The sequence below is a fragment of the Mesocryomonas lacus genome (assembly GCF_055730135.2).
This window is the reverse complement of record NZ_JBUZWE020000006.1, coordinates 126,727-148,605: the sequence shown is the minus strand read 5'-3', so window position 1 is coordinate 148,605 and position 21,879 is coordinate 126,727. Positions and strand designations below refer to the sequence as shown.

Sequence of the window (21,879 nt, the reverse complement as noted above, 5' to 3'; positions counted from 1 at the left end):
GGCGCGTTCCTTCAAACTGAGGCGTCAGCCCTCGCTTGCCTGACGCTCGGCCAGCGCCATCTTGCCTTCGTCGTCGGCGCTGCGCTGCAAGGTCGGCACCACGGCGGCGAAATGCTCGTCGAAGGAGTAGCCGGCGCCGCGGACGGTGCGGACGGGGTCGCGCTGGCGGCCGCGGTTGATCGCCTTGCGCAGGCGGCCGATGTGGACGTCGACGGTGCGCTCGTCGACATAGATGTCGCGGCCCCAGACGCCGTCGAGCAGCTGCTCGCGCGAAAACACCCGGCCGGGCGAGATCATGAAGAACTGCAGGAGCTTGAACTCGGTCGGTCCGAGCTTCAGCTCGCGGCCGTTGCGGTAGGCGCGGTGGTTGGCGCGGTCGAGCTTGATGTCGCCAGCGGTCAGATGGTCGGACAGCTTCTGTGGGTTGGAGCGCCAGAGGAGGCTGCGCACCCGGGCCATCAGCTCGGCCATCGAGAACGGCTTTACGAGATAGTCGTCGGCGCCCGTCGTCAGTCCCTGGATCCGCTGCTTCTCCTCGCCGCGGGCGGTGAGCATCAGGATCGGCAGGCGTTCCGTCGCCGGCCGGCCGCGTACCCGACGGCAGATCTCGACGCCGGAAATGCCAGGCAGCATCCAATCGAGGATGATGAGGTCGGGCGTCTGCTCCTTGAGCCGAAGATCGGCTTCGTCTCCATTGTCGATGACTTCGACGGTGTAGCCCTCGGCTTCGAGATTGTAGCGGAGGAGGACGCCCAGGGCCTCCTCGTCCTCGACGACGACGATGCGCGCGTTCATCTGCCTGTTCCTACATGTTTCCGGTCGACGGGCCGGAATCCTTCACGCCAACGGTCATCGACGGGGTGGTGTCACTCTTCGGCCGCTCGGATTCCATCTGCTCACCGGTCTTGATGTAGTAGATGGTCTCGGCAATGTTGGTGGCGTGGTCGCCGATGCGCTCAATGTTCTTGGCGCTGAAGAGGAGATGCGTGCAGGCGGTGATGTTGCGCGGATCTTCCATCATGTAGGTCAGCAACTCGCGGAAGATCGACGTGTACATGGCGTCGATTTCTTCATCCGCCTCGCGGATCGCCTGGGCGCGGACGTGGTCGCGGCTGGCATAGGCGTCGAGCACTTCCTTCAGCTGCTCGATGGCGAGCTCGGAGAGATGCTCGATGCCACGCACCAGCTTGATCGGCTGCTGGTGCTCGTGCACGGCGATGACGCGCTTGGCGATGTTCTTGCCGAGGTCGCCGATGCGCTCGAGGTCGCTGGAGATGCGGATCGCGCCGACGATCTCGCGCAGGTCCTGCGCCATCGGCTGGCGCTTGGCGATGGTCATGATGGCACGCTCGTCGAGCTCGCGCTGGGCGGCGTCGAGCATCAGGTCATCCGCAACGACCGACTGGGCAAGGCCCCAGTCGCTGTTGATGAGCGCGGCGACCGAGCGCTCGACCATGCGTTCCGCCTGGCCGCCCATCTCGGAAATGCGCCGGACGATGAACTTCAGTTCCTCGTCGTAGGACGTGACGATGTGCTCGTCCATGGTTCGTCTCCCTGTTCTCGTTGGGCGCAGCTGCCGTCGCGGGACTCTCGGGTCGCGGCCGGCGATGCGGATCATTGGATACGCCGGCCGCGCCCGTCTTGGGGCGCGGCCGGCTGGTTCAGCCGAAGCGGCCGGTGATGTAGTCCTGCGTGCGCTTGTCGTCCGGGTTCTGGAACATCTTCTCGGTCGGGCCGACCTCGGCGATGTTGCCGAGATGGAACATGGCGGTGACCTGGCTGACGCGGGCCGCCTGCTGCATCGAATGGGTGACGATGACGATCGTGTAGTTCTGCTTCAGCTCGTCGATCAGCTCCTCCACCTTGGCGGTGGCGATCGGGTCGAGGGCCGAGCAGGGCTCGTCCATCAGGATGACCTCGGGCGACACAGCGATCGCGCGGGCGATGCAAAGGCGCTGCTGCTGGCCGCCGGAGAGGCCGGTGCCGGCCTCGTCGAGCCGGTCCTTGACCTCTTCGTAAAGGCCGGCGCGGCGCAGGCTGGTGACGACGATCTCTTCCAGATCGGTCTTCGACTTGGCGAGGCCGTGGATGCGCGGGCCGTAGGAGACGTTCTCGAAGATCGACTTCGGGAACGGGTTCGGCTTCTGGAACACCATGCCGACGCGGGCCCGGAGCTCGACGACGTCGATGGCGGGGTTGTAGACGTTCTCGCCGTCGAGGGTGATGAGACCGCCGACCTTGCAGTGATCGATGGTGTCGTTCATCCGGTTGAGGCAGCGCAGGAAGGTCGACTTGCCGCAGCCCGACGGGCCGATCAGCGCGGTGACCTGGCGATCCTGGACGTCGAGGCTGACGCCATGCAGCGCCTGCTTGCCACCGTAATGGACGGTGACGTTCTCGCCCTTCATCTTGATCGGACGGTTTGAATGCACGGCGGGACCTTTATTGAGTGTCGCTTGAATATTTTCCATCATTTCTGTCCACCGTTCTACCAGCGACGCTCGAAGCGCCGCCGAAGGATGACGGCTGCAAGGTTCATTGCAGCCAGGAAAAGAAGCAGGATCATGATGGCGCCGGACGTGCGTTCCACGAAAGCACGTTCCGCCTCGTTCGCCCACATGTAGATTTGCACGGGCAAGGCGGTCGAGGCGGCCAGCGGCGAGGAAGGCACGTCTGCGACGAAGGCCACCATTCCGATGAGCAGCAGCGGCGCCGTCTCGCCGAGGGCGTGTGCTAGGCCGATGATCGTGCCGGTCAGGATGCCGGGAGCGGCCAGCGGCAGGACGTGCTGGAACACCATCTGCATCTTGGAGGCGCCAAGGCCGAGGGCCGCGGCGCGGATCGAGGGCGGCACCGCCTTGAGGGCTGCCCGCGTGGCGATGATGATCGTCGGCAAGGTCATCAGGCTGAGCACGAGGCCGCCGACCAGCGCGGCCGAGCGGGGCATGCCGAAATAGTTGATGAAGACCGCAAGGCCGAGCAGACCGTAGACGATCGAGGGCACCGCCGCGAGGTTGTTGATGTTGACCTCGATAAGGTCGGTCAGGCGGTTCTTCGGGGCAAATTCCTCGAGATAGATCGAGGCGGCGACGCCGATCGGCAGCGCCAGAGCGAGAACGATCAGCATCATGTAGGCCGAGCCGATCAGCGCGACGCCGACGCCCGAGGTTTCAGCGCGGCTCGAGCCGCCGAAGGTGAACAGGCCCCAGTTGAAGCGCTGCTCCAGCTGGCCGGCTTCCTCGAGCTGCTTGATCCAGCCGAGCTGGCGGTCGTTGATCGGCCGCCGGCTTTCCTCGACGGTGTTGTCGAACTGGCCCTTCACCGAGCTGTCGACCTTCGAGTCCGCGAACACCCAGAGGTCGCGGGTCTGGCCGATGATCGTGAGGTCGTTCATCACCTCGTTGCGCAGCTGGATGCGCACGCCTTGCGACACGAGGGCGGAGGCTTCCTTGACGGCGGCCTTGTCGTTCGGGTCGATCTTCAGCGCCGCGACGATGGCGTTCTGCGCCAGCCGCGGATAGTTGGCCATCATCAGGGCCTTGTCGTCCTTACCGCCGGTGTTCTTCGGGTCGACGATCGACTGTTCGAAGGTGATGGGCAGCCGGATCTCGGTCTGGAAGAACGCGGTATAGCCCTTGGAGACGACGCTCCAGAGCAGCAGCACCAGGAAGGCAAGACCGATCAGGATGGCGATGATGCCATAAGTCTTGAAGCGGCGCTCGGCGGCGTAGCGCTTCTTAATCCCGATGTCGCGACGGGGGGCGGCATGGCTTGGCGCGCGGGCGCCGTCGACGGTCGCGTCGGTCATTCGTACTGCTCCCGGTACTTACGGACGATGTAGAGGGCAAAGATGTTGAGGCAGAGCGTCACCGCGAAGAGGGTGAGGCCGAGCGCGAAGGCCACCAGCGTCTGCGGCGAGTTGAAGACGAGATCGCCGGTCAACTGGTTGACGATCTTAACGGTGACCGTGGTCATCGCCTCGAAAGGGTTGATGGTGAGGTTGGCGGCGACGCCCGCGGCCAGCACGACGATCATCGTCTCGCCGATGGCGCGGGAGGCGGTGAGCAGCAGCGCCGAGACGATGCCGGGCAGCGCCGCCGGCAGGATGACGCGTTTTACCGTCTCCGAGCGGGTGGCGCCGAGGCCGAGCGAGCCGTCCCGCAGGGATCCGGGGACGGCCGTGATGATGTCGTCGGACAGCGAGGACACGAAGGGGATCAGCATGATGCCCATCACCAGGCCCGCGGTGAGAATGCTCTGCGCCTGGATGAAGCTCGTATAGTCGCCGGTGACGAGACCGTGCAGCTGGCTCGACATGTCGCGTAGGAACGGTCCGACCGTGACGAGGGCGAAGAAGCCGTAGACGATGGTTGGGATGCCCGCGAGCACTTCGAGCAGCGGCTTGACCACCGAGCGAACGCTGGAGCTCGCATATTCCGCCATGTAGATCGCGGCGAACAGACCGATCGGCACGGCGAAGAGCATGGCGACGAAGGCGATGTAGAGCGTGCCGGCAAAGAGCGGGATCAGGCCGAACTGGCCTTCCTGGCCGCTGCCGCCGGCAAAGCGCGGGTCCCAGGTGGTGCCGAAGAAGAAGCTCTGCGGGCTGACGCGGGAGAAGAAGTCGGCCGCCTCGGAGAACATCGAGACGATGATGCCGACCGTGGTGAGGATGGCGATCGAGGAGCAGAGGATCAGGATCGAGCGGACGACGGTCTCGACCTGGTTGCGGGCGCGCAGGCGGACCGCGATCTTCGACAGGCCGTAGGCGGCACCCGCCAGCGCCATCGCCAGGACGAGGATGGTCGTCGCCAGCCGGGAATAGTCCTCGAGTTTGTTCTTCTCGACCGCTAGGGCGACCATGTAGTCCTCGGTCGAGGACGCGACGGCGATGCCGCGGCGCTGCAGCAGCGGGCGCAGCTCGGACACCGGCAGGCTCGAGGCAGCGGCTTGCTCGTCGGAGGGCAGCAGGCGCAGTCCGTTGCCGATGGCGCCGATCATCTCGTAGGCGAGATTCACGTTCGCGGGCGCGGCGCCGTCGGCGGCAGCGGTCGGCATGTGCGCGGAAAGATTACGGTTGATCGCGACGGGGGCGGCGATCAGGCAGATCAGGAGCGCGATGAGCGCCGCCACGACCGCCCAGCAGAACACGAACGAGCCGTGGTAGGCCGGCCGCGAGTGCATCTTCTGGCCGGGCTCGATCTGGAGCCCGCGGCTCTTCTTCTGCGCCAGAAAAGCGCCGATCGCCCCGATCAGGAAGACGATTACGACAATCGCAAAAATTGACACCGAATATCCCTATCTTCGCAAGGTTCAGGCGGGGCGATCGCCCTGAAGCGGCGGCAGCAAAAGGTGCGGGCACCCGGCGAGGCCGGGTACCCGCGGTCACTGCTTACATGGTCTTCCCGGCATCGAAGTCGGTGCGGTACGACTCGCGCTCGGCATCCGGCGCCGGCACGAGGCCGTACTGGGCCAATGGGCCGTCGGCACCGATCATCTGCTCGGAGAGGAAGAAGTCGGCATATTCCTTCAGGCCTGGGACGACGCCGATGTGCGCCTTCTTGACGTAGAAGAAGAGCGGGCGCGACACGGGGTACTTGCCGGTCGAGATGGTCTCGACGGTCGGCACGATGTCGTTGACGGTCGCGACCTTCAGCTTGTCCTGGTTCTGCTCGTAGAAGGCTAGGCCGAAGACGCCGACGCCCTGCTTGTTGGCGGCGATGCGGGCGAGGGTCTCGCTGTAGTCACCGTCGATGTCGATGGCAGCGCCGTCCTTGCGGACCGAGTGGCACTGTTCGCCAACGGCTTTCTCGTCCATGCCGGCAGCCTTGTAGGCCTCGGCGGCACCGGTCGACTTGCAGCCGGCGGCGAGCAGCTTCTCTTCGAAGACTTCGCGCGTGCCATGCTTCTCGCCGGGAATGTAGGCTTCGATCTTCCAGGCCGGAAGCGAGGCATCGACGTCGGCCCAGGTCTTGGCGGCGTTATCGACGACCTTGCCGTCGACGACGGTCTTGGCGGTCAGCGCCTTGAAGACCATGTCCGGGGTCAGCTTGAAGTCCGGGCCGGCCGCATCGGTCGCGAAGACGATGCCGTCATAGCCGAACTTGACTTCCTGGATGTCGGTCACGCCGTTCTTGACGCAGGTCTCCTTCTCGGAGTCCTTGATCGGACGCGAGGAGTTGGCGATGTCGATGGTGTCCGGGCCGACGCCCGAGCAGAACTGCTTCAGGCCAGCGCCCGAACCGCCGGACTCGACGACCGGGGTGCCGAAGTCGGGGAAGGTCTCGCCGAAGTTCTCGGCGACGATCTGGGCGTAGGGGAGAACGGTCGAGGAGCCGGCGATCTGGATCGGATCGGCGTTCTGGGCCATCGCAGGCAGCGCGAAGGCGAAGGAGGCGCTGAGCGCGAGGCTGGCGATCGTGCGAGAGGTCACGGGTGTGCTCCTTGAGGAGTTTCAACGACGAACCGGATGCGCAGCCGTTCTGGCGCTGCGGCTGCGGTTCGGCTTTCCTCTACAGGCGGGCGATGAAGCTAATGTGACAGTCGAATAATGCTGAAATGACTGTCCAAGGCTTTGACAAAATTGGCTTATTCCCGTCCGAGTCCGCTTTTGTGTCAGTTCGAAGTCGAGACCATGTAGCGGACTCAGGCCGCGATTTCGAAGGGGCGTGCTGACTCTTCGGCTTCCCCTGCGGAATCGTGCCCGCGCTGGCCCGGTCGCTCGGGGGCACGATCTTGCGTCACCGGCGCGGCGGCAAGAACGTGAGACGGAGTGGCGGTGGTCAGTTGACCTGCCGCTTCTCCAGTTTCCGCGCGAGCGTGCGGCGGTGCATTCCGAGGCGGCGCGCGGTCTCGGAGATGTTGAAGTCGGTCTCTGCCAGCACCTCGTGGATCCGCTCCCATTCCAGCGTCTTGATCGATGTCGGCCGGCCGGTCAGCGGCACGGCGGTATCGCCGGCGCCACGGCCGAAAGCGGCCTCGATGTCGTCGGTGTTCGAGGGCTTGGCGAGGTAGTGGCAGGCGCCGAGCTTGATCGCCTCGACGGCGGTCGCGATGCTGGCAAAACCGGTGAGCACGACGATCAGCATGTCGGGTTCGTGCTCGTGCAGCGCCTCCACGCAGGCAAGGCCCGAGGCGCCGGCGAGCTTCAGGTCGACCACCGCATAGCCGGGGGTCGCTTCCTCCAGCACCGAACGCAAGGCCGCAAGGTCCGGCGCGACGCGAACCGTGTAGCCGCGCCGCTCGAAGGAGCGCTTTAGCGTCTTGGCAAAGGCTTCGTCGTCGTCGACGACGACCAGCAGCTTTTCCGTCGTATCACCGTCCATCGATCGCCAAGGCCTCCAAGGGTAGCGCCAGGGAGACGATGGCGCCGCCCTCCGGCCGGTTGCGCGCATCGACGCTGCCGCCGAGCTTGCGCACGACATTGACCAGCAGGAACAGGCCGAGCCCGCCGCCGAGCCGGCCCTTGCTCGACTGGTAGGGTTTTCCGACCGTCGCCAGCATCTCGGCCGGAAAGCCGGGCCCATCGTCCTCGACGGCCAGAAGCAGTGTGTCGTCCTGCAGCGAGGCGGTCAGGCGCAGCCAACCCTCGCCGGCCTCGAAAGCGTTGTCGAGGATGTTGAACAGACCCTGGCGCAGCGTCGATTCCGCGACGATGGCGATGTCGTCGTCGATGCCGTTCTCGTAGGCCAGGCGGGCGAGCGGCTTGGTCGCCCGCCAGTCGTCGACGAGACCGTCGAGGAAGTCGAGAAGCGTCGTCGCCCCGGCCGACTCGCCGCGCGTCTCGCCGGCCGAGAGCAGGATGCTGGTGACGATCGTCTTGCAGCGCTGCACCTCGGCCTGCATGGCCGCGATTTCCTCGGAAAGCTCGGGGTCGTTGCCGAGCGCCGGCATGCGGCGCCAGTCGCCGAGGATGATGGAGAGCGTTGCCAGCGGCGTGCCGAGTTCATGCGCGGCCCCGGAGGCTAGAAGTCCCATCCGGACGATGTGGTCTTCCTCGGCGGCGCGCTGGCGCATGCCGGCAAGCCGGGCCTCGCGCTCGCTAAGATTGCGGTTGATCCGGGTGACGAAGACCGCGAGCAAGGCCGCATTGATCGCAAAACAGATCAGCATGCCGGTGATCTGCAGGCTCTCGACGCCGAGGCCCGGATGCGCGCCGAACTCCAGCGGCACGTAGAACAGAGTCAGGCCGGCAAAGCAGAGGATCGACAGGGCGACCAGCACCACCGTCGACCAGGCCTCGAGCAGCACCGCGCCGAGCGTGACCTGGAGGAGGTAGAGGAAGACGAAGGGATTGGATGCACCACCGCTGAGCGCCAGCTGCGCCGTCAGCGCCGCGAGGTCGAAGAGCAGCGCGCCGAAGAGTTCGCCATTGCTGACGCTGCTCTGTCGCCGCAGCCGGAGGTGGCTCGCGAAGTTCAGCGCGACCAGCAGCCCGATGACGAGGCCCATTGGACCGAGCGGCAGGGGGATCTCGAGCGCGATGGCGACGACCATCATGCTGAACACCTGGCCAGCGACCGCGAGCCAGCGCAGCTGGATCAGCAGCAGGAAATTCTTGCGGCCGGTGAGGTCGTCGTTCGGCAGCGGATCCTCACCGGTCCATTGCGGCCGGAAGACGTCGCCGAAGAGGGTCTGCTCGGTCGCCGCCGCCGTCTCTGGGGTGAGGCGGATCATGGGGCAGGGGACCCGGGTGCCGACAGGCCGTCTTCGCCTATTTGCGATGCCGCAGGGCGGCGCCGCGCGCGCCATGCCCAGACGCCGACGGCCGCGAGCATCGCGGCGAGGGTGAACCAGGTGGTGGCATAGACGAGATGATGGTTGGTGAAGGCGATGACCGTGAGCCCGCCGACCGGCCAGCCGCCGATGTTGGGCGCCGCGTCGGCATCGATGAAGTAGGGCGCCGTGTCCGTCAGCCCGCGCGCCGAGGTAATAGCGGCGACGTCGCGCGAGTACCAGCGCCCGCCGACCGGGTCGTTCGCGCGCAGAAAGCCGCCGCCCGGCTCGGAGAGGCGCAGAAGGCCGGTCACCGTTGTCGGCCCCTCGATCTGGCCGGCAATGCGGGTGGCGGGATCGCGGCGGTCCGGCGGCACGAAGCCGCGGTTGACGAGGATCGTCTCGCCGTTTGCGCGCTGCAACGGCGTCAGCACCCAGAAGCCGGGGCCGAGCGCGGTAACGGCCTGGACCAGTGTCTCGCGGTCGTTGCGGAAGGTGCCGTCGAGGCGGAGGCGCCGGTACTCCTCGTCGGCAATGGCCGGCCAGACGGCCGCGGTGGGCGGCGGCGCGGGTTCGGCGTGGACGCGGGCATCGACCCTGGCGATCAGGTCGAGCTTCCAGCCGAGGCGCTGGACCTGCCAGGCGCCGAGGGCGATCAGCGTGATGAAGACGAAGAGGCCGGCGAGCGCAACCGCGATACGGCCCGCCCGGGCAGGGCGGGTATCGCGGACTTCGGGCCGGCCTCCCGTCGTCACGGCATGTTCTTCATTTCATGCTGCGACATCGGCATCATGTTGTTGTTGAGGTGGAACATCACCCAGAGTGATCCGGCGAGGGTGATGACGACGATCACCACGGTGAAGATCAGCGCCAGCATGTTCCAGCCCTGCTCGGACTTGGTGTTCATGTGCAGGAAGTAGACCATGTGCACGACGATCTGGATCGCCGCCAGCACCATGATCGCAATGCCCGCCACCCGCGAGCTGGTGATGATGTCGGCCATCACCAGCCAGAACGGGATCGCCGTGAGGACCACCGACAGCGCGAAGCCGATGAGGTAGCTCTGGCGGGTGCCGTGCTTGCCCTCGTGCCCATGGTCGGTGGCGTTCGGGGCAGCGTGAACCAGGTTGTTCTCGCTCATGGCAGGACACCCATCAGGTAGACAAAGGAGAAGACGCCGATCCAGATCACGTCAAGGAAGTGCCAGAACATCGACAGGCACATCAGACGGCGACGGTTGGCCTCGATCAGGCCGTGGCGGGCGACCTGGGTCATCAGCACCACCAGCCAGATGATGCCGAAAGTGACGTGCAGTCCGTGCGTCCCGACGAGGGTGAAGAAGGACGACAGGAACGCGCTGCGCTGCGGGCCGGCGCCGATGTGGATGAGGTGGGCGAACTCGTAGAGTTCGAGCGCGAGGAAGACGAGGCCGAGGACGCCGGTCAGCGCCAGCCAGCCGAGCGTCGCTCGCTGCCGGCCCTTCTCCATCGCCAGCATCGCCATACCGTAGGTGATCGAGGAGAACAGCAGCATGGCGGTGTTGACCGCCACCAGCGGCAGGTCGAACAGGTCCGCCCCCGAGGGGCCGGCGGCATAGCTGCGGCCGTAGACGCCATAGCAGGCAAACAGGACCGCGAAGATGAGACAGTCGCTCATCAGGTAGATCCAGAAGCCCAGCATCGTGCCGTTCTCCGGATGGGGTTCCTCACCCTCGACGTAGAAGCGGTTGATGTCTTCGCCGGGCTCGACCGTCATGGCGCCCGGGGTCATTGCAGTCGTCGAAACCATGGTCTCAGACCCCCTGTGCCAGCAGGCGGCTGCGCTGGTCTTCCTCGCGCACCACGTCGCCTTCGGGGATGTGGAAGTCGCGCTTGTAGTTGAAGCTGTGGACGATCGCGACGGCGATGATGCCGATGAAGGACAGCGCCGCCAGCCACCAGATGTACCAGATCATGCCGAAGCCGAGGGCGGTGGAGAGTCCGGCAATGATCACGCCGGCGCCGGTGCCGCTCGGCATGTGGATCGAACGGAAACCCTTCAGCGGGCGGACATAACCGCGCTGCTTCATGTCCCACCACGCGTCATGGTCGTGCACCACGGGTGTGAAGGCGAAGTTGTAGGACGGCGGCGGGGAGGCGGTCGACCATTCCAGCGTCCGTCCACCCCAGGGGTCGCCGGTGAGGTCGGCGAGCGCCGCGCGGTTGCGATAGCTGACGACCAGCTGGATCAGGAAGGAGCCGATGCCGAGCGCGATCAGCACCGCACCGAAGGCCGCGATGATGAACCAGATCTGCAGCGACGGGTCCTCGAAGTGGCTGAGGCGGCGCGTCACGCCCATCAGGCCGAGCACGTACAGCGGCATGAAGGCGAAGTAGAAGCCGGTCAGCCAGAACCAGAAGCTCATCTTGCCCCAGAAGGCGTCGAGCTTGTAGCCGAAGGCCTTCGGGTACCAGTAATTGATGCCCGCCATCAGGCCGAACACCACGCCGCCGATGATGACGTTGTGGAAGTGGGCGATGAGGAAGAGCGAGTTGTGGAGGACGAAGTCGGCCGGCGGCACGGCGAGCAGCACGCCGGTCATGCCGCCGATGACGAAGGTCACCATGAAGCCGAGCGTCCACAGCATCGGCACCTCGAAGCGGATGCGCCCGCGGTACATCGTGAACAGCCAGTTGAAGATCTTCGCGCCCGTCGGGATCGAGATGATCATCGTGGTGATGCCGAAGAACGAGTTGACGCTGGCGCCCGAGCCCATGGTGAAGAAGTGGTGCAGCCAGACGAGGTAGGAGAGGATGGTGATGACGACGGTCGCGTAGACCATCGAGGCATAGCCGAACAGGCGCTTGCCGCAGAAGGTCGCGACGATCTCGGAGAAGATGCCGAAGGCCGGCAGGATGAGGATGTAGACCTCCGGATGGCCCCAGATCCAGATGAGGTTGACGTACATCATCGGGTTGCCGCCGAGGTCGTTCGAAAAGAAATTCGTGCCGACGTAGCGATCAAGCGACAGGAGGGCGAGCACTGCCGTCAGCACCGGGAAGGCGGCGACGATCAGGACGTTGGTGCAGAGCGAGGTCCAGGTGAAGATCGGCATCCGCATCATGGTCATGCCGGGCGCGCGCATCTTCACGATGGTGACGAGGAGGTTGATGCCGGACAGCAGCGTGCCGACGCCGGCGATCTGCAGGCCCCAGATGTAATAGTCGACGCCGACGCCCGGACTGAAGGTCGCCCCCGACAGCGGCGGATAGGCCAGCCAGCCGGTGCGCGCGAACTCGCCGACGAACAGCGAGAGCATGATCGTCACGGCGCCGCCGACGGTCATCCAGAAGCTGAAATTGTTGAGGAAGGGGAAGGCGACGTCGCGCGCGCCGATCTGCAGCGGCACGACGAAGTTCATGATGCCGGTGACGAGCGGCATGGCGAAGAAGAAGATCATGATCACGCCGTGCGCCGTGAACACCTGATCATAGTGGTGCGGCGGCAGGAAGCCCTGGGCGTCGCCAAAGGCCATGGCCTGCTGGGCGCGCATCATGATGGCGTCCGAGAAGCCGCGCAGCAGCATCACGATCGACAGGATGATGTACATGATGCCGATCTTCTTATGATCGACGGACGTGAACCATTCGGTCCAGAGGTAACCCCAGAGGCGGAAATAGGTCAGCGCCGCGACGATCGCGATGCCGCCCAGCGCCACCGCGGCGAACGTACCGACGAGGATTGGCTCGTGATAGGGGATCGCCTCGAGCGTCAGCCGCCCGAAGATCAGTTGCTGAAGATTCATATCGTTGAACATCGGATGCTGCTCGTTCTGGTCTGTGGGTCCGGCGCGAAGTGCCTGACGGCCTTACTGATCCAACTGGGTCGGGGCAGGGTTCTGGCCCCCTTCCGTCTGCGGCATGTCCATTCCTGGCATCGACTGGTCCGGACCGGTCGGGGCCTCGGCACCCGGCTCGCCGGCCGGCGGAGTGGCGTTCGGCCGGTTCTGCATGCCTTCGGGCTGCTCGCTCGATTTCGACGAGCGGTTCGTTGCCGGGAAGGTGGCGCCGATCGCCTCCTCGCCTTGCGAGAAGCTGTGGCCGAAACTGTCGAAGTCGTGGGTGCCTTGCATCAGCCGCTCGCGCACCGCGGTGCTGTCCTCGCCGCCGCCGCCCTGGGCGTCGATCTTCATCATCTCGTCCATGCACATCTTGCCGGGGGCGGCGCACATGTTGAGGATCGCCTGGTAGAGATCCTGCTCGACGGTGGCGAAGTAGCGCGGCGGAACCTTCTCGCTCGGCTTTTCGAGGACGAGGTAGGCATTCCGGTTGAGCGCGGTGCCTTGCGTCTTCACCTTCTCGACCCAGGTGTCGAAGTCCCCTTGCGCCAGGCCGTGGAACTTGAAGTTCATGCCCGAGAAGCCGGCGCCGGAGTAGTTGGCCGAGATGCCGGTGTAGACGCCGGGCTTGTTGATCACCGCATGCATCTTCGTCTCCATGCCGGCCATGGCATAGATCTGGCCCGCCAGAGCCGGGATGTAGAAGGAGTTCATGATCGCTGAAGAGGTGATCTTGAAGTTGATGGGCACGTCGATCGGCGCCGCCAGTTCGTTGACCGTGGCGATGCCGAGCTCGGGATAGATGAACATCCACTTCCACGGCAGCGCGACGACCTCGACGGTGATCGGCTTGATGTCGCCGACGGGGCGGTTGGCATCGATCCGGTTAAGCGGCCGATAGGGATCGAGGAGATGGGTGCTAATCCAGGTCACGGCGCCGAGCGCGATGATGATCATCAGCGGTGCGGTCCAGATCAGGACTTCGAGGCGGGTCGAATGGTGCCAGTCGGGATCGTAGACCGCATCCTTGTTCGAGGCGCGATAACGCCAGGCGAAAAGGCCCGTCGCGACGAGCACCGGCACGATGATCAGCAGCATCAGGATCGTCGAAACGATGATCAGGTCCTTCTGCTGCATTGCCACGTCGCCCGAGGGGCTCATGACCACCATGTTGCAGCCGCCCAGGAGGGCGATGAGGGGAAGCATCGCCAGGATGCGAAGGTATCTTGCGGACAAAGGGGTCATCTCAGCCTTGATGCGATGGGGCATCATCTATGGTAGAGGGTGAAGGGAGGGGATTGGACGTTTTGTCCATGGCGCCAGACGCCAATCTCGTTTGACGAGCGCCGGCTCCGCACCCTATCGGTACGCCAACAGGCTTCATGTTCACAGGATATGCGGCACACCGCAAGGCGGCAGGAGAATGATATGTCCACGGCGCCCCTGGCCCCTCCCAAGGAACTCGTGAGCGACGCGCAAGCCGTCTCGCCGGAGTCCTCGCACGTTTCGCCGGGCGAGATCGCCCTCGGGGTGGTCATCGGCCGCGCCTCGGAATCCTTCGACTTCTTCGTCTACGGCATCGCCTCGGTGCTGGTGTTTCCGGCGCTGCTGTTTCCTTTCGTCGACCAGTTGACCGGCACCCTCTACGCTTTCGCGATCTTCGGCCTTGCCTTTATCGCGCGGCCGATCGGTTCGGTGGTGTTCATGGCGATCGACCGGCGGCACGGCCGCGGCGTCAAGCTGACCATCGCGCTCTTCCTGCTCGGCGGCTCCACCGCCTCGATCGCCTTCCTGCCGGGCTATGAGACGCTCGGCAACGTTTCGATCGCGGCGCTCATCCTGTTCCGCCTCGGTCAGGGCTTCGCGCTCGGCGGCGCTTGGGATGGCCTTGCCTCGCTGCTGGCGCTCAACGCCCCGGAGAAGCACCGCGGCTGGTATGCCATGATGCCGCAGCTCGGCGCGCCGATCGGCTTCATCGTGGCGAGCGGCCTGTTCGCCTTCTTCCTCCTGAATCTATCGACCGAGGACTTCCTCGGCTGGGGCTGGCGCTACCCCTTCTTCGTCGCCTTCACCATCAACGTCGTCGCTCTCTTCGCGCGGCTTCGCCTGATCGCGACCGAGGAGTTCGCCCAAGCCTACACGACCCGCGACCTCGCACCGGTCAGCGTTTCTGAGCTCCTGACGGTGCAGGGAAGGGCGGTGCTGATCGGCGCCTTCGTGCCGCTGGCAAGCTTCGCACTCTTCCACCTCGTGACGATCTTTCCGATCTCCTACATCGACATCTTCTCCGACCGCTCGCCCGGCGAGTTCCTCCTGATACAGCTTTACGGTGCGGTGCTCTGCCTCATCGGCATCGTCCTGTCCGGGGTCATCGCCGACCGGATCGGCCGTCGCTTCCTCCTCGCGATCTGCGCGGTCGGCATCGCCATCTTCAGCCTGGTGACGCCTTTCCTTCTCGGCGGCAGCGCTTCCGGCCAGACGGCGTTCATCCTCATCGGCTTTTCCCTGCTCGGTCTGTCGCATGGCCAGGCCGCGGGTGCCGTCGCCTCGAGCTTCGCCAACGAGAACCGCTACACCGGGTCGGCGCTGACCTCGGATCTCGCCTGGCTGATCGGTGCCGGCTTTGCGCCGCTGGTAGCGCTTGGCTTCTCCAGCCGCTTCGGCCTCGGAGCGGTCGGCGTCTATCTGATGTCCGGCGCGATCTGCACGCTCGTCGCGCTCTACATCAACAAGCGGATGCGGCTGCGCGACATCTGAGCGCCCCGCCGGCGGGCGCCCGTTTGGCTCCTTGAGGTAAATGCAACGCCTCCCTTATTATTTATGCGACCGGTCCGGAAATCGTTTTCGATTTTCGGGCCGATGCTATAGGCGCAAGCCATGCATCGTCGCCGTCGTGGCCGCGTCTTGATGCCGAAAGCCTGATCCATGTCCGATGCTACCCTTCGCCAGAACCAGTCAGTTCCGGCTGTTTTGCCGCATGCCGGCATGGGCTTTCGCGAGTTCGTCGCGCTGATTGCGGCGATGATGGCGGTCAACGCGCTGGCGATCGATTCCATGCTGCCAGCACTGCCGGAAATTGGCGCTGCCCTTAACGTCGTCTCCGAGAACCAGCGCCAGCTCATCGTCACCTCCTATCTCCTCGGATTTGGCGCCGCACAGCTGTTTTACGGCCCGCTGTCCGACCGTTTCGGGCGCAAGCCGGTGCTGATCTTCGGCCTCATCCTCTACGCCGCCGCAAGCGGGCTCGCGGTGCTCGCGACCTCGCTCGACCAGATGGTGGTCGCGCGGGTCGTGCAGGGCATCGGCTCGGCGGCGACCCGGGTGCTGGCGATCTCTATCGTGCGCGACTGCTATTCCGGCCGGCACATGGCGCGCGTCATGTCCTTCGCCTTCATCGTCTTCATCGCCGTGCCGGTGATCGCGCCGAGCGTCGGGCAAGGGATCGTGCTGGTGGCGCCGTGGGAGTGGATCTTCCTGCTGCTCGGCCTGTTCGCGCTCGGCGTCGCCGTCTGGACCGCCCGCCGCCTGCCGGAGACGCTGCCGAAAAGCTTGCGCCTGCCGATCTCGGTCGGCTCGATCCTCGGCGCTTTCCGGACGGTGGCGACGAACCGGATGTCGCTCGGCTACACGCTCGCGGCGGCGGCGATCCTCGGCTCGCTGTTCGGCTTCATCAATTCGGCGCAGCAGATCTTTGTCGGCATCTTCCAGACCGGCACGGCCTTTCCGCTGATCTTCGCCGGCATCGCTTTCTTCATCGCGGTCTCCTCGCTGGTCAACTCGCGCATTGTCGAGCGGCTCGGCATGCGGCTCGTTTCGCACGTCGCGCTGATCGGCTTCACGGCAGCCGCGACGCTGCACGCGGTGATCGCCTCGACCGGGCACGAGTCGCTGACGGTGTTCATCGTGCTGCAGTCGGCGATGATGTTCTGCTTCGGGCTGATCGTCTCCAACTTCAGTTCGATGGCGATGGAGCCGGTCGGCGCGATCGCCGGGACCGCCGCCTCGTTCCAGGGCTTCGTCACCACCGTCGTCGGCGCGCTGATTGGGTTCTACATCGGCCAGCATTTCGATGGCACGGTGGTGCCGTTGACGGTCGGCTATGCCGTGCTCGGCTTCGTCGCGATCCTCATCGTCTTCACCACCGAAAGGGGCCGCCTGTTCACCCCGACGCAGCCGCGGCCGCGCTGACGGGCAAGCCGTCATCGGCCCGGCGCCCGGTGACCGTTCTTATGGTATAGCCCCGTCCGGATGGTGCTCTTGGCGCAGGTTGCCGCTATCAAAGCAACGCTTTGCCGTAGGTCGCGACAAGCTGTAAGGCCGGCGCTGAAGTGGCCCTGCCAGACCAGTTCGGCGGAGGTGAACGGCGTTCATGCAGACGGGCAGTCGCGCGACGAGGAGACGGCATGACGAGTTTCGACCGACGCGCCTTGCGCGATGCCTTCGGTGCCTTCAGCACCGGCGTCACCGTGGTGACCGCGCGCAATGGCGAGGGACGGCCGATCGGCTTCACCGCCAATTCCTTCGCCTCGGTTTCGCTCGATCCGCCGCTTCTGCTCGTGTGCATTGCCAAAACGTCGCGCAATCTCGAGGCCATGATGAAGACCGAGCGGTTCGCCGTGAACATCCTGTCGGAGGCGCAGGAGGGGGTGTCGAACACCTTTGCCCGGCCGGTCGATGATCGCTTTGCCGCGGTCGAATGGCATGATGGACCCGCGGGTTCGCCGGTCTTTCCTGCCGCCGCCGCCTGGTTCGACTGCACCATGGAGCAGACGGTGGAGGCGGGCGACCACGTGATCCTGATCGGCCGGGTTGTCGCCTTCGAGGGCAGCGACCGTAACGGTCTCGGCTATGCCCGCGGGCGCTATTTTTCGCCGGCGCCGGCGGCGGGAAACGAGCCGGCGTCGGTAGACATCGAGGCGGCGGTCGACGCGGCATTGAAGGACGCATCACCGGCGAGGTGATGACGGGGCGAAAACGGCTTGAATGTCGCGCGCCGATGTCGTGCCGACGCGCGCGCTGTGGCAAGAGAGCCACCACTGGAACCGGCGGCGCAGACGATCGACGGCCGCGCAGATCGGGAGCAACCCCATGAAGAATATCGTCCTCATCACCACCGGCGGCACCATCGCCTCGCGCGCCACGACCGAGGGCGGCGACGTCGTCGCCGGCGTGTCGGGCGACCGGCTGCGCGCATCGCTCCACGATCCGCTGGACGGCATCGGGCTTACCGTCGACGACTTTTGCAGCGTCGGCAGCTTCGCCATCGACCTGCCGCTCGCTTTCTCCCTCGCCCAGCGGATCCGCACCCATCTCGCGGGCGACGACTGCGATGGCGTGGTGGTGGCGCACGGCACCGACACGATGGAGGAGAGCGCCTATCTCGCCGACCTCTTGGTGGAAGGCGACAAGCCGGTGGTCTTCACCGGCGCCCAGCGCAATGCCGGCATGCCGGATACCGACGGTCCGAGGAACCTTGCCAGCGCCATCCGCGTCGCTGCCTCCGATGCCACGCGGGGCCTCGGGGTGGTGATCTCGTTCGAGGAAGAGTTCCATGCCGCGCGGGACGTCACCAAGACGCACACCTCGCGGGTCGACACCTTCCGCTCGGGCGAGCATGGCAAGCTCGGCGAGACCGACGACGGCACCGTGATCGTCCACCGCCGTCCGGCGCAGCGGCTCCATTACGCGCCCGAGCGGATCGAGACCGAGGTCGAGCTGGTCAAGATGGTGATGGGGGCAAGCGACCGCTACGTCCGCTTCGCCGCCGGCGACGGCGCGAAGGCGATCGTGCTGGAGGGGTTCGGCATCGGCAATACCACGCCATCGGTCACCGCGGCGGTCGCCGACATCATCGCCGCCGGCCTGCCGGTGATCATCACCTCGCGCTGCCCGCAAGGCCGGGTGCGCCCGGTCTACGGTGCCGGCGGCGGCAAGGATCTGGCGCGCGCCGGCGCGATCTTCGCCGGCGACCTCAGCGGCCCGAAGGCCCGGATCGCCGTGGCGGTGCTGCTGGGCGCAGGGTTCGAAGGAAAGGCGCTGGCGGCCGAGATCGAGCGGCTGGGAATGTAGGCGCCTGGCCGGACCGGCGCTGGAGGCCGGCGTTCGCCGTCGCCTCTCCGCTCAGCCCTTCGCTGCCCGCGCGGCCGCGTAGCGGTTCACGGGCACGGACAGGCCGAGCTGGTCGCGGAGCGTCGGGCCCTCGTACTCCTCGCGGAACATGCCGCGGCGGCGCAGTTCCGGCAGCACCAGTTCGGTGAAGTCGGTGAGGCTCGCGGGCAGGGTCGGGAACATCAGGATGAAGCCGTCTGCGGCCTTGGTCTCGAACCATTCCTGCATGAAGTCGGCGATCTCTGTCGGCGTGCCGGTGATGCCGTTGCCGGTGTGCTTCTCGGCATAGTGCCGGATCAGTTCGCCGACCGTGTGGCCCTTCGTCACGAAGTCGACGAGCTCGTCGAACAGCGCGCGCGAGCCGCGCGGCTTCTCCGGCAGGCGGTCCATCGGGAAGGGCTGGTCGAGCGGCACGCCGTGGAGGTCCGCCTCTAGGAATTCGGCAAGCATCGCCCGGCCGACGTCGGGGTGCAGTTTGTCGAGCATGAAGTCGACCTTCGCCTGCGCCTCTTCGCGCGTGGCGCCGACATTGATGACGACGCCCGGCATGATCTTGAGGTCGTCGGGGTCGCGGCCATAGGCAGCCATGCGGCCCTTGACGTTGGCGTAGAAGGCTCTGCTTCGGTCGATGTTGGAGGCGAGGCTGAAGACGATCTCGGCCGTGCGCGCGGCGAGCTCCATGCCGGCCTCCGAGCCGCCGGCCTGGGCGATCACCGGCCGGCCTTGCGGCGAGGCGGCGATGTTCAGCGGTCCGCGCACCTGGAAATGCGGGCCCTTGTGGTTCAGCGTGTGGTGCTTGTCCTTGTCGTAGTAGACGCCGGACTCGCGGTCGAGCAGCAGCGCGTCCTTCTCGAAGCTGTCCCAGAGGCCGAACACCACGTCGACGAACTCGACCGCCCGCTCGTAGCGCTGAGCATGCGGGTCGAGACCCTCGCGGTTGAAGTTATAGCCGGTCTCGTTGTGGTCGGACGTGACGACGTTCCAGCAGACGCGGCCTTGGCTCAGATGGTCGATCGAGGCGAACAGCCGGGCGACGTTGTAGGGCTCGTAATAGCTGGTCGAGACGGTGCCGACGAGGCCGAGCCTCTCGGTGCTGACGGCGAGCGCCGAGAGCAGCGTCATCGGCTCGAAGCGGTTCATCTTGGTCGGCTGGCGGGCGAGGGCGTCGGGATCGCCGACCGCTGCCGCCGCCGAGTCGGCGAGGAACATGAAGTCGAACTTCGCCGCCTCCGAGAGCTTCGCGACGTTGAGGAGATGCGAGAACGCGTTGGCGCCGTGGACGTCACTGTCCGGATGCAGCCAGCCGGCGGGATGGAAGCCGAAAGTGTAGACGAAGGTGCCGAGTTTCAGCTGATCGGTTCTGGCCAATTTCATTCCTTGCGCAGGCTGTCGGTGCCGCCGGTCGTTCGGGAGGAAGCAAGCGAAACCGGTGTGTCGGTCGCAGTATCGACCGAAGCCGCGCCGTCGCAAGCCTTGCACGGCAAAATATCGTGTAGAGGACGAGCGGCTGGCGCAGCAGCCGGAAAGGCGGAACCGCGTGGCAGGTAAAGCAATGGCTTTTCGAAGCGGTTGCCGCCACCGGTCGGTTGCTCAAACGCAGGGGCGCAGCAGGTTTTTGTCGCGGGGGCCCGGCATCGGCATGTATCGCCGGCTTGACACTATCTCGTCCAAACCGCGGAACGGTTAGGGCCGGTCTCGACTTGGTTCGTCATCGAGTTGACCGAAGGAGACCGCCGTGTCCCGCATCCGCCTTTCCCTTTTTGCCAGCGCCGTTATGGCGCTCCCGCTGCCGGCGCTTGCCCAGTCCGGTGCGGGCTCGGCGACGCCGACCGTGCCGCAGAGCCAGCTCGCGCCGGTGCCGGCTTTTTCGCCCTACGCCTTTCTCGCCACCGCGGCCGCGCTCAACGAGTTCGAGATCGCCGCCGCCAAGATCGCCGTGGTGCGCGCCAGCGATGCTGAGGTCCGCTCGTTCGCCGAGTCGATGGTCGCCGACCACAGCGCCGCGCAGACGGCGATGATCGCGGCGGCCAAGGCTGACAAGGTGGAGATCGCCAAGCCCAGCATGGACGGCGAGCAGGATGGAATGCTGGAGAAGCTGCGGCCGGCGGAGGGTCCCGCGTTCGATCGCCTCTACGTCGAGACTCAGGTCGTCGCGCACCAGCGGGCGGTGGCGCTGTTCGAAGGCTACCAGGACGGCGACACAAAACTACACGGTTTTACGCAGCAGACGCTGCCGGTGCTGAAGCAGCATCTGGAGAAGATCATCGCGCTGGCGAACCGGCTCAAGGTGCCGGTGCAAGGCTAGTCCTGGGGCCCGGCCGCTAGCGGACAAGCCAATCGACTGCGCACTAACGAAAAGGCCGCCCGATTGCCCGGACGGCCTCATATTGCTGCAGCGTGCGCCGATAGCCAGAACTTAGAAGACGGCGATATATTTCAGCAGCGAGATGATACCGATGACGATGACGACCAGCTGAATGATCTGCCGAATGCGGCCTTCGATGGGGAGGCGCTGCACCAGCCAGAGGATCAGGACGATCACCAGGAAGGTGATCAGGATGCTCACGAGGATATTCATGGTCGTCTCCGTACTAACAATAACCGGTACCAATGCAGATGCATTGGTTTCCTAACAGTCTCGTCGGCTTGCCGTTCCCGAAATATGGCAATTTCGTGAAACACGCTGCGCGGGTGCCGGTCATGGGGAGTGTTGTGTCTGTCGTCTTCCACTCGCCATAACGGCAAAGGACGACCGATCTCACGCCGATGGGGGCAAGGAGGCGGCGACGGCATCGCGAAACGCCCGCACCTCCTCCTTGAAGCCGAGCAGTTGCTCGAACGACAGGCCGGAAGCGGCCAGAAGCGTTTCGCCGAGGCAGCTGCAGCGCTGGCGAAGCGCGCGTCCGGCTTCGGTCAGGCTGACCACCACCTGGCGTTCGTTGCGCGGATTGCGCTGGCGCACGATCAGACCCGCTGCCTCCATTCGCTTGGCCAGAGGCGTGATCGTGCTGGGCTCCAGCGCCAGCCGGTCGGCGATCTCGCCGATCGCCTGGCCGTCACGATCCCACAGCGCGGCCAGCACGAGGTATTGCGGGTAGGTGATGCCGAGCTGATCGAGCAGGGGTTTGTAGGCGCGGTTCACCGCCATGGCGGCGCCGTAGAGGGCGAAGCAGAGGTGATCGTCGAGCTGCAGGTCTGGTGGAAGCTTGGCCATGTCGTCTTTCCCGGAATGCCGAAAA

20 protein-coding genes and 1 pseudogene are annotated in these 21,879 nt (G+C 65.5%); 5 read left to right on the top strand and 16 right to left on the bottom strand.

The window, feature by feature from the left end:
• Nucleotides 1-24: 24 nt before the first annotated feature.
• The 13 genes from phoB to cyoA all read right to left on the bottom strand — a co-directional run bounded on the left by phoB (nt 25) and on the right by cyoA (nt 13,738).
• A complete protein-coding gene (gene phoB, locus ACZLZY_RS11525) occupies nt 25-795 on the bottom strand; it encodes a phosphate regulon transcriptional regulator PhoB (protein ID WP_472934045.1) in 771 nt (256 codons plus the stop codon).
• Between the two features lie 10 nt (nt 796-805).
• Nucleotides 806-1,543: a phosphate signaling complex protein PhoU gene (phoU, locus tag ACZLZY_RS11520; protein WP_472934044.1), complete on the bottom strand. Its 738-nt coding sequence runs from the start codon at nt 1,541-1,543 to the stop codon at nt 806-808.
• 118 nt (nt 1,544-1,661) lie between these two features.
• On the bottom strand, nt 1,662-2,471 hold the full coding sequence (gene pstB, locus ACZLZY_RS11515; protein ID WP_472934043.1) for a phosphate ABC transporter ATP-binding protein PstB: 810 nt from the start codon (nt 2,469-2,471) through the stop codon (nt 1,662-1,664).
• Nucleotides 2,472-2,488: 17 nt separating this feature from the next.
• Nucleotides 2,489-3,808: a phosphate ABC transporter permease PstA gene (gene pstA / locus ACZLZY_RS11510; protein WP_472934042.1), complete on the bottom strand. Its 1,320-nt coding sequence runs from the start codon at nt 3,806-3,808 to the stop codon at nt 2,489-2,491.
• The gene (pstC, locus tag ACZLZY_RS11505; protein WP_472934041.1) at nt 3,805-5,289 is read right to left on the bottom strand and encodes a phosphate ABC transporter permease subunit PstC; all 1,485 of its coding nucleotides are present in this window, start codon (nt 5,287-5,289) and stop codon (nt 3,805-3,807) included. Before pstC ends, pstA begins: the two co-directional genes overlap by 4 nt.
• Before the next feature lie 103 nt (nt 5,290-5,392).
• Entirely contained in the window at nt 5,393-6,370 is a 978-nt protein-coding gene (locus ACZLZY_RS11500; RefSeq protein WP_472934205.1) for a substrate-binding domain-containing protein, read from the bottom strand.
• A gap of 412 nt (nt 6,371-6,782) precedes the next feature.
• Nucleotides 6,783-7,325, bottom strand: coding sequence for a response regulator transcription factor (locus ACZLZY_RS11495; protein ID WP_472934040.1), 543 nt, complete (start codon nt 7,323-7,325; stop codon nt 6,783-6,785).
• Nucleotides 7,315-8,676: an ATP-binding protein gene (locus tag ACZLZY_RS11490; RefSeq protein WP_472934039.1), complete on the bottom strand. Its 1,362-nt coding sequence runs from the start codon at nt 8,674-8,676 to the stop codon at nt 7,315-7,317. Before ACZLZY_RS11490 ends, ACZLZY_RS11495 begins: the two co-directional genes overlap by 11 nt.
• Nucleotides 8,673-9,470, bottom strand: coding sequence for an SURF1 family protein (locus ACZLZY_RS11485; protein ID WP_472934038.1), 798 nt, complete (start codon nt 9,468-9,470; stop codon nt 8,673-8,675). Before ACZLZY_RS11485 ends, ACZLZY_RS11490 begins: the two co-directional genes overlap by 4 nt.
• On the bottom strand, nt 9,467-9,856 hold the full coding sequence (gene cyoD / locus ACZLZY_RS11480) for a cytochrome o ubiquinol oxidase subunit IV (RefSeq protein WP_472934037.1): 390 nt from the start codon (nt 9,854-9,856) through the stop codon (nt 9,467-9,469). The genes ACZLZY_RS11485 and cyoD overlap by 4 nt, the downstream gene beginning before the upstream one ends.
• Nucleotides 9,853-10,470, bottom strand: coding sequence for a cytochrome o ubiquinol oxidase subunit III (cyoC, locus tag ACZLZY_RS11475; RefSeq protein ID WP_472934204.1), 618 nt, complete (start codon nt 10,468-10,470; stop codon nt 9,853-9,855). The genes cyoD and cyoC overlap by 4 nt, the downstream gene beginning before the upstream one ends.
• Before the next feature lie 37 nt (nt 10,471-10,507).
• A complete protein-coding gene (gene cyoB / locus ACZLZY_RS11470) occupies nt 10,508-12,511 on the bottom strand; it encodes a cytochrome o ubiquinol oxidase subunit I (RefSeq protein WP_472934036.1) in 2,004 nt (667 codons plus the stop codon).
• Between the two features lie 51 nt (nt 12,512-12,562).
• Complete coding sequence (gene cyoA, locus ACZLZY_RS11465) at nt 12,563-13,738, bottom strand: ubiquinol oxidase subunit II (RefSeq protein ID WP_496253579.1); 1,176 nt, start codon at nt 13,736-13,738, stop codon at nt 12,563-12,565.
• Between the two features lie 222 nt (nt 13,739-13,960).
• Here cyoA and ACZLZY_RS11460 point away from each other — a divergent pair, with 222 nt between their 5' ends.
• The 4 genes and pseudogenes from ACZLZY_RS11460 (at nt 13,961) to ACZLZY_RS11445 (ending at nt 18,601) form a co-directional block, all read left to right on the top strand.
• Nucleotides 13,961-15,289, top strand: a complete 1,329-nt coding sequence (locus ACZLZY_RS11460; protein WP_472934034.1) for an MFS transporter — start codon at nt 13,961-13,963, stop codon at nt 15,287-15,289.
• 168 nt (nt 15,290-15,457) lie between these two features.
• Nucleotides 15,458-16,720: a multidrug effflux MFS transporter gene (locus ACZLZY_RS11455; RefSeq protein WP_472934033.1), complete on the top strand. Its 1,263-nt coding sequence runs from the start codon at nt 15,458-15,460 to the stop codon at nt 16,718-16,720.
• 215 nt (nt 16,721-16,935) lie between these two features.
• Nucleotides 16,936-17,418 (top strand): annotated as a pseudogene (locus ACZLZY_RS11450) (flavin reductase family protein); the annotation flags it as partial.
• 202 nt (nt 17,419-17,620) lie between these two features.
• On the top strand, nt 17,621-18,601 hold the full coding sequence (locus tag ACZLZY_RS11445; protein ID WP_472934032.1) for an asparaginase: 981 nt from the start codon (nt 17,621-17,623) through the stop codon (nt 18,599-18,601).
• Nucleotides 18,602-18,652: 51 nt separating this feature from the next.
• Here ACZLZY_RS11445 and ACZLZY_RS11440 read toward each other — a convergent pair whose 3' ends face one another.
• On the bottom strand, nt 18,653-20,008 hold the full coding sequence (locus tag ACZLZY_RS11440) for an LLM class flavin-dependent oxidoreductase (protein ID WP_472934031.1): 1,356 nt from the start codon (nt 20,006-20,008) through the stop codon (nt 18,653-18,655).
• A 367-nt stretch (nt 20,009-20,375) separates the two neighbouring features.
• On the opposite strand from ACZLZY_RS11440, the gene ACZLZY_RS11435 reads away from it, so the two are divergent.
• A complete protein-coding gene (locus ACZLZY_RS11435) occupies nt 20,376-20,945 on the top strand; it encodes a DUF4142 domain-containing protein (RefSeq protein WP_472934030.1) in 570 nt (189 codons plus the stop codon).
• 111 nt (nt 20,946-21,056) lie between these two features.
• Here ACZLZY_RS11435 and ACZLZY_RS11430 read toward each other — a convergent pair whose 3' ends face one another.
• A complete protein-coding gene (locus ACZLZY_RS11430; protein WP_472934029.1) occupies nt 21,057-21,218 on the bottom strand; it encodes a Thivi_2564 family membrane protein in 162 nt (53 codons plus the stop codon).
• A 180-nt stretch (nt 21,219-21,398) separates the two neighbouring features.
• Entirely contained in the window at nt 21,399-21,854 is a 456-nt protein-coding gene (locus tag ACZLZY_RS11425) for a MarR family winged helix-turn-helix transcriptional regulator (protein ID WP_472934028.1), read from the bottom strand.
• Between the last annotated feature and the right edge of the window lie 25 nt (nt 21,855-21,879).